16 protein-coding genes and 4 pseudogenes are annotated in these 14531 nt (G+C 60.7%); 9 read left to right on the top strand and 11 right to left on the bottom strand.

The window, feature by feature from the left end:
- Positions 1-411: 411 nt before the first annotated feature.
- Positions 412-645 (bottom strand): hypothetical protein, encoded by a 234-nt coding sequence (locus tag E5720_RS07685; RefSeq protein WP_136170167.1) that lies wholly within the window; start codon positions 643-645, stop codon positions 412-414.
- A 676-nt stretch (positions 646-1321) separates the two neighbouring features.
- On the opposite strand from E5720_RS07685, the gene E5720_RS22270 reads away from it, so the two are divergent.
- A complete protein-coding gene (locus E5720_RS22270) occupies positions 1322-2749 on the top strand; it encodes an ice-binding family protein (protein WP_281727914.1) in 1428 nt (475 codons plus the stop codon).
- Positions 2749-3471, top strand: a complete 723-nt coding sequence (locus E5720_RS07695) for a class F sortase (protein ID WP_136170168.1) — start codon at positions 2749-2751, stop codon at positions 3469-3471. The genes E5720_RS22270 and E5720_RS07695 overlap by 1 nt, the downstream gene beginning before the upstream one ends.
- A 205-nt stretch (positions 3472-3676) precedes the next feature.
- On the opposite strand, the gene E5720_RS07700 is transcribed toward E5720_RS07695, so the two are convergent.
- Positions 3677-4093, bottom strand: coding sequence for a DUF1707 domain-containing protein (locus E5720_RS07700; RefSeq protein WP_136170169.1), 417 nt, complete (start codon positions 4091-4093; stop codon positions 3677-3679).
- Positions 4094-4164: 71 nt separating this feature from the next.
- Between E5720_RS07700 and E5720_RS07705 the strand changes: the two genes are divergently transcribed.
- Positions 4165-4755: a TetR/AcrR family transcriptional regulator gene (locus E5720_RS07705; protein WP_168708303.1), complete on the top strand. Its 591-nt coding sequence runs from the start codon at positions 4165-4167 to the stop codon at positions 4753-4755.
- Positions 4756-4982: 227 nt separating this feature from the next.
- On the opposite strand, the gene E5720_RS07710 is transcribed toward E5720_RS07705, so the two are convergent.
- The 5 genes from E5720_RS07710 to E5720_RS07730 form a co-directional block, all read right to left on the bottom strand.
- A complete protein-coding gene (locus E5720_RS07710) occupies positions 4983-5402 on the bottom strand; it encodes a hypothetical protein (protein ID WP_084347435.1) in 420 nt (139 codons plus the stop codon).
- Positions 5395-5898 carry a helix-turn-helix transcriptional regulator gene (locus E5720_RS07715; RefSeq protein ID WP_136170171.1) on the bottom strand — a complete coding sequence of 168 codons (504 nt, stop codon included), beginning with the start codon at positions 5896-5898 and terminating at the stop codon, positions 5395-5397. The genes E5720_RS07710 and E5720_RS07715 overlap by 8 nt, the downstream gene beginning before the upstream one ends.
- 56 nt (positions 5899-5954) lie before the next feature.
- Complete coding sequence (locus E5720_RS07720; RefSeq protein WP_136170172.1) at positions 5955-6437, bottom strand: hypothetical protein; 483 nt, start codon at positions 6435-6437, stop codon at positions 5955-5957.
- Between the two features lie 306 nt (positions 6438-6743).
- Positions 6744-7736, bottom strand: coding sequence for an aldo/keto reductase (locus tag E5720_RS07725; RefSeq protein ID WP_136170173.1), 993 nt, complete (start codon positions 7734-7736; stop codon positions 6744-6746).
- A gap of 12 nt (positions 7737-7748) precedes the next feature.
- Positions 7749-8201, bottom strand: a complete 453-nt coding sequence (locus E5720_RS07730; RefSeq protein ID WP_136170174.1) for a MerR family transcriptional regulator — start codon at positions 8199-8201, stop codon at positions 7749-7751.
- A 2-nt stretch (positions 8202-8203) separates the two neighbouring features.
- On the opposite strand from E5720_RS07730, the pseudogene E5720_RS21960 reads away from it, so the two are divergent.
- Positions 8204-8638 (top strand): annotated as a pseudogene (locus tag E5720_RS21960) (hypothetical protein); the annotation flags it as partial.
- An 85-nt stretch (positions 8639-8723) separates the two neighbouring features.
- A complete protein-coding gene (locus E5720_RS07740) occupies positions 8724-9302 on the top strand; it encodes a hypothetical protein (RefSeq protein WP_136170175.1) in 579 nt (192 codons plus the stop codon).
- A 138-nt stretch (positions 9303-9440) separates the two neighbouring features.
- Here E5720_RS07740 and E5720_RS21615 read toward each other — a convergent pair whose 3' ends face one another.
- On the bottom strand, positions 9441-9629 hold the full coding sequence (locus E5720_RS21615; protein ID WP_143542160.1) for a hypothetical protein: 189 nt from the start codon (positions 9627-9629) through the stop codon (positions 9441-9443).
- Positions 9630-9791: 162 nt separating this feature from the next.
- Positions 9792-10602, bottom strand: a pseudogene (locus E5720_RS07745) (transposase); the annotation flags it as partial.
- 285 nt (positions 10603-10887) lie between these two features.
- On the opposite strand from E5720_RS07745, the gene E5720_RS07750 reads away from it, so the two are divergent.
- The 4 genes and pseudogenes from E5720_RS07750 to E5720_RS07765 form a co-directional block, all read left to right on the top strand.
- Positions 10888-11196: a hypothetical protein gene (locus tag E5720_RS07750; RefSeq protein ID WP_084347420.1), complete on the top strand. Its 309-nt coding sequence runs from the start codon at positions 10888-10890 to the stop codon at positions 11194-11196.
- 90 nt (positions 11197-11286) lie between these two features.
- A complete protein-coding gene (locus tag E5720_RS07755; RefSeq protein WP_136170176.1) occupies positions 11287-11724 on the top strand; it encodes a hypothetical protein in 438 nt (145 codons plus the stop codon).
- A 178-nt stretch (positions 11725-11902) separates the two neighbouring features.
- A pseudogene (locus tag E5720_RS07760) lies at positions 11903-11983 on the top strand (hypothetical protein); the annotation flags it as partial.
- Positions 11982-12134, top strand: a pseudogene (locus tag E5720_RS07765) (transposase); the annotation flags it as partial. The pseudogenes E5720_RS07760 and E5720_RS07765, both read left to right, overlap by 2 nt.
- Before the next feature lie 368 nt (positions 12135-12502).
- On the opposite strand, the gene E5720_RS07770 reads toward E5720_RS07765, so the two are convergent.
- Together E5720_RS07770 and E5720_RS07775 are read right to left on the bottom strand one after the other, a co-directional pair.
- A complete protein-coding gene (locus tag E5720_RS07770; protein WP_136170177.1) occupies positions 12503-13759 on the bottom strand; it encodes a hypothetical protein in 1257 nt (418 codons plus the stop codon).
- Positions 13756-14481, bottom strand: coding sequence for a YdcF family protein (locus tag E5720_RS07775; protein WP_136170178.1), 726 nt, complete (start codon positions 14479-14481; stop codon positions 13756-13758). Before E5720_RS07775 ends, E5720_RS07770 begins: the two co-directional genes overlap by 4 nt.
- Positions 14482-14531 lie beyond the last annotated feature (50 nt).

Below are 14531 nucleotides of genomic sequence, written 5' to 3' on the forward strand. Positions count from 1 at the left end.
CCTTGGCATTCGCCATCACACCCAGTCACCGCCAGGGTGGCGCACCGGAGAATTACTGCATAGGCAGTAAAGCAAGTAAATCTGAAAAATTCAGCACGGTATCCACGTTAGTGAGACAGCTCACTAACGTTACAAAACGGGCATTCGGGCCGAATGATGCGCAATATCAATACTTATGATCATTTATTGCGAGGGGGCTTTACGCGGCGCATTCTTTTCCCACAATCGCTTGAATGACACACTGAAAACATTCATTCGTATGAATGAACCACTCGCGCCGGGAAGTCTCTGGGCCGGCGCGAAGAGAAACGCGAAACCCGGTCCACGACGCGGCGAAATTCCGGACGTCACTACAGAACAACGACGGATACAAGCGTGACCAGCGCCCAGTCGATCGACCTGCCTCCTTTGCTACCAGTCACCACCTCTAGCGACAACATAATCGGGTTGATCTACGAGAGTGGCAGTACGCGGACCACGAAAGTAGCTGACCACCCGAGACTTCAGGCCCACCACACCAGCGCTGAGTACGGCGAGATCGAGGTCGATGATCAATTCGCTCGTCTCGGCAACTGCGATGAAACTGGCGGGGCCCAGGACACCCGGCTGGGATGATTCCAGCGGGCCAACGCTTCGACGCGACAACGGACCCAGTGTCGAGGTCGACGATGGGTTGGTACCACGGTGCGACTTCATCGGCGGCCAAGGCCGCCGCTAGTTCGACGGCGTCGGTAGGACCGACAACCTTGCTCGATGCTTATCGGTACACCGACATCGGATCACTTCCGATCACGAGGCTGATGCTCGCATCGGCAGGGTGTCCAACCTGACCTTGTGTCGATGTGGACGCGCGACTTCGCGATGCCCGCGCAGTCGAAACCTGCGTTCGAACATGTTGTTGGCTCGGACTTCGGGTCCAGACGTTTCGGTATGCAGCATTTCGAACACGCAACGCAAACATCCATTTGACTGAATACTTCAATTGAAACAATCCTTTTAATTAATTTGCATTCTGAGTTCAATTCTGGGCATTGCAGCTAATGTGACATACGCGTCACATTGAAACTCAAGCAGAAGTCCTTCAACTGACAAAGCGCTTAGTTCTGCGCAATCTTTTCCATCAGGCGCGTTTCGGACTCGATCAGGGTCGGACTCGTGCCGCTGCAGGTCAGCGCACGCGGAACCGCGACGATCATCACCCCATACACACGGGGTGGCGAACCATCGCCGGCCGCGGGGGCTCATTTAACGCACATATCCGGCTGCGTCGGGGGACGCCGGGGTGCGTCTACAAACGCCGCCGCCCAAAAGGACCACACATATGCCACAACCACAATCTGCACCGAGCCCGCATTCCCCAAGACGAATCCGATTTCTCGCCATGCCGTCGGTCGGCATTCTCGCATTGGGCACCGCTGCACTACTGATACTCCCCAATGCAACGGCAGGTGCAGCCACCGCGCCGGTCGGCTTGGGAACTGCGGAAAGCTATGCGGTGCTAGCCGGCACTACGGTCACCAACACAGGCCCATCGGTCGTCTCGGGCGATCTCGGAGTCAGCCCCGGCACCGCCGTCACCGGATTCCCCCCGGGCCTGGTCAACAACGGGGTCATTCACTCTGCGGACGCCGAAGCACTGCAAGCACAGGCGGACCTGACCACCGCCTACAACGACGCTGCAGGGCGGACACCACCAACGTTGGTCTCGACCGACCTCGGTGGACAAACCCTTGCTCCCGGGGTGTACAAAGCGGACTCTGCGCTCGGACTGACCGGGACTGTAACCCTTGACGCCCAATCAGATCCGGCCGCCGTCTTCATCTTTCAAGCAGGTTCGACGTTGATCACCGCGCCGAACAGCACGGTCAACCTTATCGGCGGCGCTAACCCCTGCAACGTGTTCTGGCAGGTCAGCAGCTCCGCCATACTGGGCACCACCACCACGTTCGTCGGTACCATCATGGCGCTCACCTCGATCACCCTGCAAACCGGAGCCACGGTTGCCGGCCGGGTCCTGGCACGCAATGGTCAAGTCGCACTGGACACCAACGTCATCACACGTCCGACGTGTTCCACGCCGCCGACTACAACCACCACGCCACCGACCACAACCACCACCGTGCCACCCACAACTACGACAACCGTGCCGCCCACCACTACAACAACCACACCCCCGATCACGACCACCACAACCACACCCCCGATTACCACCACAACCACCACACCGCCGATCACCACCACCACAACAGCCACGCCTCCGGTGGTCATCGACATCCCCACAATTCCCGGCCTACCTTCGATTCCCGGTGTCCCACCGGTGATCACGATTCCGCCGATCCCCGGAGCACCGAATGTGCCGGGTGTACCGAATGTGCCAGGCGTACCCAACGTGCCAGGCGTACCCAACGTGCCAGGAGCCCCCAATGCTCCGGGCGTACCCAATGCTCCCGGCACACCCAATGCTCCCGGCGTTCCGAACGCACCGGGGACACCCAACGCGCCAGGAACACCTGGTGCACCGCAAGCTCCAGCCCCTAACAGTGGACCCAACGGTGGCCCGAGCACCAATGCACCCGGTGGCCAGATCACGCAGATCCCCAACGGTGGAGTCGATACCGGTGACGGCAGTACCGCTCAACAGAGCGATGCGCGTCAATCGGCACCGATGTGGACGGCTGCGGCGGTACTCGTCGGTGGAGCCGGACTGATAGTCGCTCGGCGCCAGAACCGAAACATCAACGGCAGCTGATGTTCTCCCACCGCCACTCGGGATACAACGATCGTCCCACCGCGCCTCGACATCGGGGCGCGGTGGGAGGGCTCGTCACTGCGGTTGCACTGGCGATAGCGCTTATCACCGGATGCGGCGCGTCGACAGATACCGATACGTCGACGGTCAACCAGCCGCTATCGCTGGCCGAGTCCCCCAGTTCAGCTTCGTCAGCCACACCTCAACCGGCCGCACCATCGCTCGCACCTTCGGAAGATGCGCAGGCCATCGATACGGCGGTTGCTGTCGCGCCGCTCTCGGCGTCGACGCCGGTGCGGATCGAGATTCCGGCAATCGGTGTCGATTCCGACCTCATCGGATTGGGGCTGCAGGCCGACGGCACCATGGAGGTGCCGTCGGGTGGATTCCCCGGCGGCTGGTACGACGGTTCACCTACCCCGGGTGAGATGGGCCCCTCCATCGTCGCCGGGCACGTGGATTGGGGCGGAGACCCTGGGATTTTCTATCGTCTACGCGAACTGAACAGCGGGGACAGTGTCATCGTCAGCCGTCAGGATGACAGCGTGCTGACCTTCACCGTCTCGGACATCGAGCAGTATCCCAAAGCCGAGTTTCCGACGGCATCGGTGTACGGAGATATCGATTATGCCGGTCTCAGATTGATCACTTGCGGCGGTGCGTTCGACAGTGATGCCGCGAGTTACGACGACAACATCGTCGTGTACGCCGCTCTCACTTGAACCCAGCAGAAGAGACACATTCGTCACCGGCGGGCTCTTCACTATGCGGCAGCGAAGGCATCGCTGCCGCATAGTGGTTCGCGGACAACGCCATCGGATCGGAGGACCGCGCCTGGAGGCGTGGTTACACAAATGTAGAACCTACGACGCAACCCCCATCTCAGCGAACGCGATCGACGCGGTGCATTCGTAACATGCGCCCTGGTCAGCTAGTTTCGTGGTCCTCGCTCGGCCAGAACACGCACGCGATGAGCACGAGCGCCCAAATTCCAATCGGAAGTCCCGGCCAGAACTTGATCACAGATCCGTCCATCAGGCTTTGCACTCCCCAGATGCCCACCATCAGCACCGAACCGCCGAGCCAGTACTGCCACTCTCTGAGCCACTCGCGCAGATCATCCCGTTTACGTTTTTCGCTCGCGGTGGTGGCTGGCAGCAAAGGAGGCAGATCGACCAGCGTGGCTGCAACTTGGTCGATCGATTGAGCGCTGTTCACGTCTTCGATCCGATCATTGTACTCTTCGCCGCTCAAAGCACCTCTGGCCAGCGCATCCGTGAGGTGGAGAGTTGCATCGAGGCGCTCCGCGTCGGTGGCTCGACGAGTTGGCAGGTAGTCGGACATGTTTCGGACTCCATTCGATCGACACTGACAACAGCCAGCATAGAATACGTTTGTATTCTATGCTGGCTGTTGTGCCCCCGACCTACAACCCCAGCGAGCGACGGCGACATGTCGGAAACGTGCTGCTGGAATTGATCGCCGACGAAGGCCTCGCCGGAACAAACATCCGAGCAGTCGCTGAACGCGCCGACTGCTCCGTCGGGGCAATCCAGAAGTACTTCCGCACCAAAGACGACATGCTCGAATTCGCACTACAACTCGTGGGCGAACGAGTGGAAGCCAGGCTCCAGTCTGTCGATCGCACCGGCACCCTTGTCGACGTCGTGCGGAGTTGGTTACTCGCCACGCTCCCGCTCGACGCCGAAAGAAGAGCCGAAGCCCGAATTTGGGCGGAGTTTTCAGTCCGCGCGATCGGACATCGCCCCTACTCCGCAGCCGCCATTGCAGTCGACAACGACATCCGTGCAGCACTCACCGAGTATCTCGAGGAGGAGCGACGACAAGGCGCCGTTTCTGCAGACATCGAAACTTCAACTGTGGCCGATGCATTGATCGCAACCAGTGACGGTCTTGCGCTGACGATGCTCTACGACGAGGGCAGAGAAGTAGAAGCGTTGGCCGCATTGGATGTTGTCATCAATCGGCTCCTCCCACTTCCCTGAAACCTGACGTCCAGCAGCGCATGTAGATGGACCGTCTCGGTGAGTGGAAGATTCCGCGTTCCAAGTGCACGATCTCGTGAGAGAGTACCACCCGCCGCTCGACCCAGTCGAGCCTGAATGCGAACAACGGCAACACTACTCGTCGTCCAGAATGCCGGAGTCGGTGCACTCACCGACTCGTACGGTGGCCGATTCGGACTGGCTCATAGGAGATAAAGAAGGGGCGCTCAGGCAGGCACAGGGACGTTCGACGGTGTGGGTACGACCTGTAGATAGATCGACAGAGATGGCTCGCCGTCTGTGAACGTCTCTACGCGGTACGTGCCTGGCTTCGGTATGACAGCGTTGGTCAGGTCGACGACGAGCGGGTTGGACATCGTTCGAGGGTCGTAGTCGTCTCCGGGTGTTTGCTGTAGTTCGGCCACGGCGAACAGTTCGGTGATAACCGTATTCGGCTCATCTGCGTCGACGAGTCGAATCTTGACCTCGACGTCCGGCTTGCCATTGGCGTCGAGAACGGCGACAAGGTAGAGGCCTAGATGACTTGGGAAGACCGGTCGGGTTGCGCGGCTGACTCCGCCTTCGAGGACATTGACCAATCCGTCTGTGACCGTGACGTGCGCGGAAAAGAAGAGCGAGCTAAACATGGTGCATGTCCTCTGCGTCCGTGGGCGTGAGTCTGGTTACGAGTGCACCCTGTCGACGGTCGGCAACTCCGGCTTCGCCGAAACTGAGATTGCTGTGCTTCGTGCCGCCAAAGACGATGGCCGGAGGTGACTGTGCGCTCTTATTGCTGTGTAGAACCAGGATTCGATAGGCGTCGTTCGCGTTGGGGCGCGATACGGAGGGCTTTCCGACGCCGAATACGTGGATTTCGGGCTCGTTTTCGGTCGCTGTCATCTCAAAGATTGCATCGATGGCGAGTGCGTACGCGCGGATCGTGGCCAGACGCGGGTTGGCGTCGATTCGCTCAAAGCGCGAGACGGCGCTCTTGTCGACGCCCATCTTCTCTGCGACGTCGGTTTGTGTCAGGCCGCGGTCGTTGCGAATTTTGACCAGCTGCAGCTTGAACGAAAGCTCCGTATTGGAGAGGCGTCGCGCCAGTACGGCGCTTCGCGTTTGTCGTCGAGGTGTGCGTGCCATGTTCTCAGCCTCCTGGGTTGATGCAAAAATCGCAACACCGGGTATTGAACGCCACGTCAGAGGCTGTCCAAACGGTGCCGGTAGTCGCATCTTTTCCAGGAGCACCATCTGGCGATGGATTCGAGCGCAGCCTTGATGTGCTTCGTCTGGGCGGTCTTCTGTTTGTTGTTCGACCAGCTCGTGTGCTTGAACTCGATGAGGGCTGCGAGCAAGGCGTGTTGATCAGATGGGGCCTCACCGAAGTACAGACGGTATTCACGGTGGCCTCCGTCGGGTTCTTCTGGTCCCGCCGATTTGATTTCGGCCAGCCATGGCGGGTTGTGCCGACTGATCTTGCTCAGCCACCCGATAGGGGCGTCGTACTGGTTGTTGGGTAGGCCGCCCGGATCTTCCGCTATATCCATCATGTTGAGCAGATGCTCGATCTCCAGTTCCGATTCAGTCGAGTATCTGTCGAGTGTGCGGGTGTAGAGGTCGGTCTCGAACCATTCGCACCCACCCGCAAAGGCTTTCGAAATGTGTTCACGTCGTTGAGGCAACTGGGCAATCCCTTGATCGAAAGAGCACGGCTCATGCCGCGTTTGTCCGGGATACGGATGCTACAACGACGGTAGGATTCGCCCATCTGAATGACCCTGGCAAAGCGATACATAACGCCAAGAAGCCTCTCGGCACTCCGGTGGTCAGTATCGACTTCGGATGTATGGGAACACAGGACACGTCCACGTTGACGGACGGACGAAGCGGCTTTCGCGGGAGGCAAGGGGTATCTGTTACCTCGCGGTGTCACCGACGTGGACGGACAAATGTCCCACCCTGTCCCCTTACCTCGTCCCAGCTTCATCTCAGTAGCGTGGGCCGACCGCGGCAGGTGCACCGTCGAGGATCCCGAGATCCTCCGCCGTCAAAGTAAGCTGCGCAGCAGAGAAATTGGCGTCGAGATGAGTCGCCTTCGTCGTTCCCGGGATCGGGATGACATGCTGCCCCTGCGCCAACACCCATGCCAACGCGATAGCTGCCGGCGTCGTGGCGTGGCGATCGGCGACTGACGCGAGGGCGTCGACAATCGCTTGGTTTTGTTGCGCCGCCGAACCGGTGAACCTGGGAAGCGTAGTCCTGAAATCGCTCGACGGCAGGGCCGCAGTATCGAGACTCCCGGTCAGGAACCCGCGCCCCAGCGGTGAGAAAGCGACGAACACCGCGTCGCGGTCACGAGTCCAGTCGACGATGTTCCCGACAGCGGCACCATCAGGAGTATTGCCCTGCCCCAATGCGTCTCGGGTCCATACCGATAATTCGGACTGAACAGCGGCCACCGGGTGGATACCATGCGCCGCCGCGGCTTGCTCGACGGTGACTTCACTCAAACCCAACGCTCGAACTTTGCCTGCAGCAACAAGATCGGACAGCGCTCCCCACGATTCCTCGATCGGCACCTGATCATCGACGCGGTGCAGGTAGTAAAGATCGATAGTGTCGATTCCGAGGCGCCGCAGACTGTCATCGCACGCCTTCCGAAGGTGATCCGGGCGGCCGTTACGTGTCAGTGTCGGCTTCCCACTGTCCATGGAACCGATCAGGCCCGCCTTCGTCGCGATGACGACGTCGGCGTCAGCCACAGCGTCGCCGACAATTTTTTCGTTCTCCCCGGCGGCGTAAGCGTCACTGGTATCGAAGAAATCGATACCCGACGCGAGTGCGTGGGCAAGAATCTCCGAACCTGTGCGGGCCGAATCCGCGTCGTCGCGCGCATAGGCCCAGTTGATGCCCATGCAGCCGAGTCCGATGGCACTGACGTCACGGTCGAGTGCGGGGATTCTACGAGTTGGAATTGACATGTGTGTACCCACTTACTGGTCGTTGTCTGCTGGATTGGGGACTGCGGCTCCCTCGCAGTCCAGCCCCTCCGAGATGAGGAGTTCGTAGTGTGAAATTTTCGACTCCAAAGCGTTGCTGGCATCGGTGAGGTGCCGTTGACGCTCCGCGATACGCGCGCGGTGCGCGGAGAGAATAGCGACCCGCTGACGATGCGTCGCCGGACCGCCGTCGATGAGCCTCACAAAATCGCGCATATCAGCAGTCGGCATACCCGTCGACCGAAGGCGAACAAGCAGATTCAGCAAGGAGACCATCCTCGGCGTGAAAACGCGTCGACCATTTGCCGATCGGGGAATGTCAGGAGTCAATCCCTCTCGCTCGTACCACCGAAGCGTGTCCTGGGTCAGCCCAGAGCATTCCGCCATCTCGGCAATTCCGATGCCCTCAGGTCGGCCGATCGATGTTTGCCGTGCCGGTGCACTCATGAATGCGACAGTACGTCTTGGAGTGCACTCCAAGTCAACCCTCGATTCCGCGCTGCCCGGGTCGCCCGATCGCCCACGTGGCCGCCGAAATGGGCATCTCCCGCCACAGCGTCACAGGTCGTGGCCGAGATCGAATCCATGCGGTGAACCCGAAAATGGTCGGCCTCACGAATTACGTTCGAACTGCGCGCCGACGCCATCGGGATCTTCGCGAAACCACCCGGTCAGATGATGCACGTCGACATCAAGAAAGTCGGGAGAATCCCCGACGGCTGCGGTTGGTGTGCCCACGGGAAGTCGAACGCTACAGCCATATCCTCGCCGAGGAGGTGCGCTACTCCCGTGAACAGCAACGACGCACCGCTGTCGAAATCTGGAACGTTCACTGCAATTACCACCGACCGCCTTCAGCACGCGCAGGACGACCGCCTGCCGCTTACCGCCGGCCCGGCACCGCGTCACTGACGTCCGTACCTCATACCGCTAGCCTGTCCGTGTCTATCAACCATCGGGAGGCAGCACGTGCACGCATCCGGCAGGGTTAGTCCGATACTCATCACGGCATTGTTGCTCGCCGCAGCGGTTGGCTGCAGTACAGGACCGGACGAGAGTCACGCCCAGGTGGACCTGCGCCCGGCTCCCACTACCCCGCGCAGTGACGGCCAGGGCAGCTACATCCAGTTCGAATCAGGTTGGTTCGGGGCCGCAAGCCTTCCGGCCGGAACCGAAACACAGTGCACCACCAACTCCGACGGATCCTCCCGCGCCTTTTCAGCCGCCACCAGCGACTTCGCCATATTCGACGAAGGCAGCGCCAGACCAGGCGAGGACTTCTCGCTCAAACTCCTGTTCGGCCCCACCCACATCTCAAACGAGGCAGGAGAAAAGACGGACTACATGTCGCTGCAGTACGTCGACCGCGAGGGCGTCCACCATGACCTGACTGCCTTGGACCAGCTCGACATTCAAGTCGTCGACACCGAGATTGTCGGCGCGGGATTCTCGGCAACAACACGCTCGATCGAACCCGACTCGACCACCGATGTCACCGTCACAGGCTTCGTGAAATGCTCCTCAGTCACCGACGGCCCAGTGTTCTGATGATGCACACTCCGACACAGACACCCGCGGCCACGTACTGGCCATGCACTGTTCGCCTGGGCCCGGTTAGCGGCTTCACCAATGACAACCGCCGATGGCGTCTCGAACTGGCACCTCACTAACAGCGGCCCACCGCGGTCAGCGCGAAGCGCTTCCGAGGTCGTCACGGACATACCAAGCAACCCAAAACAATGGAAAGCATGGAACGGCCAGCACCGCCAAGGCCCATTTACCGGTGCGGCGGTATTCACCGAGGCCGGTGAGAACCGCCAGAAACGCAACCAACACCACAGGCGTTGCGAGAACAAACAATGCAGCAGTCGTCATGTGGCGCTCCTGTCTGCGCTGGTTGGTCCTACCGTCGAACCTCAAATCGTCGGCCTCGCGTTGCCGCGACTGTGACGCAACGATATTCGTTGGCTTGCTTCCCACATCGAAACATAGCCGAGTGTCAAGGAAATCGGCCCTTGTGACTGATGTGTGGGGTCCTCGGCGGCCCGGTAGTGAAGGTCGGTGTCCTCCGAGAGTGAGCATCGCCAGGGAGATGAGTGCCTCTGGACGGACAAATCCGAAAGCGATGCGAGTGAGGAGTCGGATCTTGGTGTTCATGGATTCGACGAGTCCGTTGGACAAGCCGTGTTCGATAGCAGCAAGGATCTGTTCGCGGTGGCCGCCAATGCGACGTTGCAGTGTGACGAACGATTCGATACGGCTGCGCCGTGCCCACTGAATCCAGCGTTCGAGTGCGTCGGCGGCCTGGTCGACGGGGAGCTCCGGTGTCGTGGTCGACGACGACGGTGAGGTACTTGTGGCCGCGTTTGTACGAGATCTCGTCGATCCCGATTCGTGTCAGGCATGCTATCGCGTCGATACCGGCGGCGGTGTCGGCCCACACCCGAGCGATGATCGATCCCACTGTGCGCCAGGCGATCCGCATCAGCTCGGTGATTGCCTTCTTGGAGCACTGTGTGGCCAACCAGGCGACCTGCTGATCGAACGAGCGCGTATGCCCGGCACCATGACGAGCCCACGGGGCCTGGCGCACCGTCGGCCCGTGGATGCGGCAATCAACCCGCGGAGCATCTCCCTCCAGGAAGATTTGAACGGTTCCCACATCCAGGCCGCGCCACTGCCGTCGACCTTGCCCACGGTCATACCAGGAGGCCCTCGAACCGCAAGCTCCACATCGACCCCTGGTCGCACTTGCAGGCCTTGCATGCGCCACGATCGATTGTGTGTCGTCGTCGAATTCGACGTTCTCGACGCCCAACACAGTGCGCCATAAGCTAGCGTTCTGCACGCCGTTCTCCGTTCTTCAGTTTTGACCTTCGACAAGCCAAAACCTAGACGGGGGAGGGCGTGTGGCCGCTCAGGCGCGATCAGCGACCCAACCGTGATGGCTCGGAAAACCAACAGGATCCGAACCCTGGAGCGCGGCCACGGCGTAGCCCCCGCGGACGGCCACTAATTACCTCCAGTGAGCGTTGCGTGGGTTACGTGACATCGAGCCAGTTCCCGGCCGGGTGGCGGTCGCTTCTCACAACTAGAATCGAACAACGTTCTGTATCCGAGGATGGGAAAATGCATGTCGCGCTATGACGACCTGGTCAGCAAGGTCCTTCACGGGATTCTAGAGATCGACGACTGGCTCTCGATCGCGGATGTATTGCTGCTTATGGGGACGAGCTCGGGGGATGCAGATCGCTCGGATGTCAGGTTAATTCTGGATTGCGTCAACAACAGCGATCTGTTGAAGCTCGGAAGGGTCAGCGACAAGTATGACGAAATCCCGAAGCCAGTTCCGGTAGAGGCTTTGCTCGATCACATTTTCGAGACCACGGACTCCTCCGATAGATCTGGGCTGATGATGGCGCTTTTCCTCGCCGATGTATGACCGGCTGCTTCGGATGCGCCGTGCCAGGATGCGTCGGACGTATCGGGGATCTGGTCAAAAGGGATTGAGCTAGAGGAGCCACAGTCGCTCGTGAGACGATTACGCGATGCCAGGTATTCGAGTCGCGTGGGCCGTGCTCGCAGTAATCGCCGTAGCGCTGGGCGTAAGGGCCACCGACTGGCCGATGCTCCAAATACCAACTGCGAACTCGGCTTGACGATGGCTCCAGAAAGCTGTGAACAGCCGCTACTCGACTACTTCCGATTCCCGCTCGTCCTCGTGCTGGCGATCCCTATTGCGCTTTTTCTGGTCGCCGCGGTCGTCTGCAGGTCTTCGATGTCATGGGTCGCTGCAGGAACCATGCTGGTCCTGACGGCAGTGGGCTTCTACAACGCGGGCATGTCGACGCCATCGTTGTGGTCGCCGCTGGCAAGCGCTGCCCCGGTGACGGTACCGGCGCTCGTGCTGGCGGTCTTCCACCAGCTGGCCGCCTCGCGCAAGTCCAGCAATCAGACGATGCCACGTTGACGGACCGGCCGTGACGGCCCGGCGGCGATCAAGACAGCGGCCAGGACACACAGAACGAGTACTCCGAAATTGTCGATCGGGATAACTGGATCGTCGCGGGAGTAGCGGGCCTGCTCTTAAAAATAACTCTGTCCAGCTTGGAACACCGACAACACGACCAGAACAATTGCCGCCTGGCCTGACACGAATCGGGATCGACGAGATCTCGTACAAACGCGGCCACAAGTACCTCACCGTCGTCGTCGACCACGACACCGGAGCTCCCCGTCGACCAGGCCGCCGACGCACTCGAACGCTGGATTCAGTGGGCACGGCGCAGCCGTATCGAATCGTTCGTCACACTGCAACGTCGCATCGCCGGGCACCGAGAACAAATACTCGCTGCCATCGAACACGGCCTGTTCAACGGACTCGCCCGCTTCCAGAATACGAGCGTGCATTCGCCGAACTCGCGGACGAACCCGCGGCGTGGCGCCGAAACGGACAAGTCGTCGCTGTGCGATTTCCGGACCCGGAGGGGCGACGAGACGCGGCGGGACGAGTCATCCCCCACGAATTCGTGGTCTTTGGTGACGGGGCCGACGTCGTGAACTCGGTGTACGACGGAGAACAGCACCTGTGGCCACTGGTCGAACAATCCTTCTAACATGTGTGGGACGCCGATACAACGCCGTCCTTCGCCGACCTGCGGTTCGAATGAGCCGCCTCGGTTGATATGTAGGAAAACTGATATGTAGGAAAGTTTGTCAAGAGGGCATGGTGAGGCGCCGCCGGGGAGCTACCCCGATGGCGCCTCGTAACTTCCTCGGCGAGTGTGCCGCAGAACCACGAATGCCGCACCCGCCGCCAGGACCGAGCCGACGGACACAGCAGTGGACGTCCACATCCAGGTGGTCGGGGAGAACTTCGGTTCAATCGTGCTGAGCGGGGTGTAGGCCGTCCACCCGAACTCGGCGACGATCGGGATCGACACCGCGATCGGCGTCGTCACCGACATCGTTGCAGCGGGTGCATCCGTCGGTAGCAGCGATGCGTAGAGCAAGCCGACGGCGAAGGGAAGCACGAAAACGTTGGCGCCCATGTTGATCCAGTCGAGCGGTGGATCGGTGAACAATCCCGTAGCAGCTACCACCGCCAGGAGCGCGAAACCCGTCATCGGTGAACGCCATCGCCACCCGACCACCGAGCCTGCCACCAACAGTGCCACGAACACGAGCGCTGTCGACATCTCGAACGAACCGGTGGAGCCGGCACCCAGATACGCCAACGCGGCGAGAACGACAGCCCCTGACGCAGCAGGAAGGGCGAACGCCGCGCCCACCAGTAGCGGGATCACTACCAGCCCGAGCAACCACCGATTCTGCATGGCCTCGCCGGTCCCGAGGCTCCACACAGACCGCTGGAACAGCCAGTACAGCACCAACCCTGCTACAGGAATCACGATCCCCACCAACAGGACTCGACTCTTGTTGTCCACGGATACGGGTTCTTTTTCGAACGCTTTCATCCACGCCGACACAGCCAACAAGACAGCGAACACACCGAGCGCGACCGTTAGATATGTCTGCGGTGCAGCAGGTTCGAGGTAGTCGGCGTAACGGCGCGACATGCCTTCGCTTTCCAACGGGCCCGCCATGACCGCCCCGGAGACCACGCCGACCACCAGAGCGCACTGCAATGTTCGACGCTCCCGAATGCCGGTCAGTGCCGCGACGCCGCCGAGAATCAGCCCCGCCGCAAGCGCCCGCAGTTGCAGTTCCCCTGCCGGTTGCAGCAGCGATACGACCCCAAGCAGCACGATGCCGAATCCCGCTGCCGCACCAGAACTCCGGGTGCGCGAAACGACGGTTGCGATCACCACCGCAACAATCGCACCGAGCGTCGCCCCCGACGCGGCACTGTCGAAGAAGACATCGAGGCGGTCACCGCCGGAGAAGAACGCGAAGTTGTGCGAGACCGTTGTCGTCAGCGTCAACGCCGCCACGAACGCCCCCGCCAAGAGCGTCACGTGCGCGAGTGCGCGTTTCCCATTCATCCGTTGACGTTCTGTAGGAAGACCACGAAGGCGAGTATGCCAACGAGCAAAACGGCGTTGACTTTCCAATAGCGCTGCAGCACAGCCGCGAATTCGCGTAGGAAAGCCTTTCGCGAGTAGGTCCGGGCAGCTCTGGCCCCCGTCACATGAGCGTTGATACCCAGATCGCGGGTGAGCCCTGCTGTTCTCAGCACATGAAAGTCGCTGGTAACGACAATCATCGGCTCGGATGTCAGACCCGCCGAGTCGAGTAACTCCTTGCTGTACACGAGATTCTCGCGGGTATTCCGCGACTCCGTCTCCGCAAAGACCTTCGCCTCCGCGACGCCCCGCGCAGCGAGGTACTGCTTCATCGCAGTGGCCTCGGCCACCGACTCGTCGGTCCCCTGCCCACCCGACACGATCAGAGCCGGCCAGCTGCCGGCGTCGAGCTGACCGTTGTACACCCCGAGCGCACGATCCAACCGGCTCGCCAGCAATGGAGTGACGCTGCCGCCCGGACCTAACCCGCAGCCCAACGCGACGACGGATGCACTCCCCTCCGGTGGCTCGATACGTCCGTAAATCAAGGCGTACACGGCAAACGCTGCGAGCTGCACAGCCAACAACACCGCCGCCCACAGCACGAAAAACCACAACTCGAGAACGACCACCGCGATCAGAAGTACAAGCCCGAGCACCGCGACGAGGCCGAGCGCAACCGCACGTGCGTCAAAGGACATTTGTCGAACCTATCCGACAGCTATGCCCCACCGCAGGTCTCGGTGATCCG

Source organism: Rhodococcus sp. PAMC28707, from assembly GCF_004795915.1.
Lineage (GTDB): Bacteria > Actinomycetota > Actinomycetes > Mycobacteriales > Mycobacteriaceae > Rhodococcoides.

Excerpts from the sequence above, each read along its gene's own strand:
- E5720_RS07770 (WP_136170177.1), bottom strand. The coding sequence starts at position 13,759 with ATGAATGGGAAACGCGCACTCGCGCACGTGACGCTCTTGGCGGGGGCG.
- E5720_RS07700 (WP_136170169.1), bottom strand. The coding sequence starts at position 4,093 with ATGTCCGACTACCTGCCAACTCGTCGAGCCACCGACGCGGAGCGCCTC.
- E5720_RS07775 (WP_136170178.1), bottom strand. The coding sequence starts at position 14,481 with ATGTCCTTTGACGCACGTGCGGTTGCGCTCGGCCTCGTCGCGGTGCTC.
- E5720_RS07725 (WP_136170173.1), bottom strand. The coding sequence starts at position 7,736 with ATGTCAATTCCAACTCGTAGAATCCCCGCACTCGACCGTGACGTCAGT.
- E5720_RS07730 (WP_136170174.1), bottom strand. The coding sequence starts at position 8,201 with ATGAGTGCACCGGCACGGCAAACATCGATCGGCCGACCTGAGGGCATC.
- E5720_RS07715 (WP_136170171.1), bottom strand. The coding sequence starts at position 5,898 with ATGGCACGCACACCTCGACGACAAACGCGAAGCGCCGTACTGGCGCGA.
- E5720_RS07750 (WP_084347420.1), top strand. The coding sequence starts at position 10,888 with ATGTCGCGCTATGACGACCTGGTCAGCAAGGTCCTTCACGGGATTCTA.
- E5720_RS21615 (WP_143542160.1), bottom strand. The coding sequence starts at position 9,629 with ATGACGACTGCTGCATTGTTTGTTCTCGCAACGCCTGTGGTGTTGGTT.
- E5720_RS22270 (WP_281727914.1), top strand. The coding sequence starts at position 1,322 with ATGCCACAACCACAATCTGCACCGAGCCCGCATTCCCCAAGACGAATC.
- E5720_RS07710 (WP_084347435.1), bottom strand. The coding sequence starts at position 5,402 with ATGTTTAGCTCGCTCTTCTTTTCCGCGCACGTCACGGTCACAGACGGA.
- E5720_RS07695 (WP_136170168.1), top strand. The coding sequence starts at position 2,749 with ATGTTCTCCCACCGCCACTCGGGATACAACGATCGTCCCACCGCGCCT.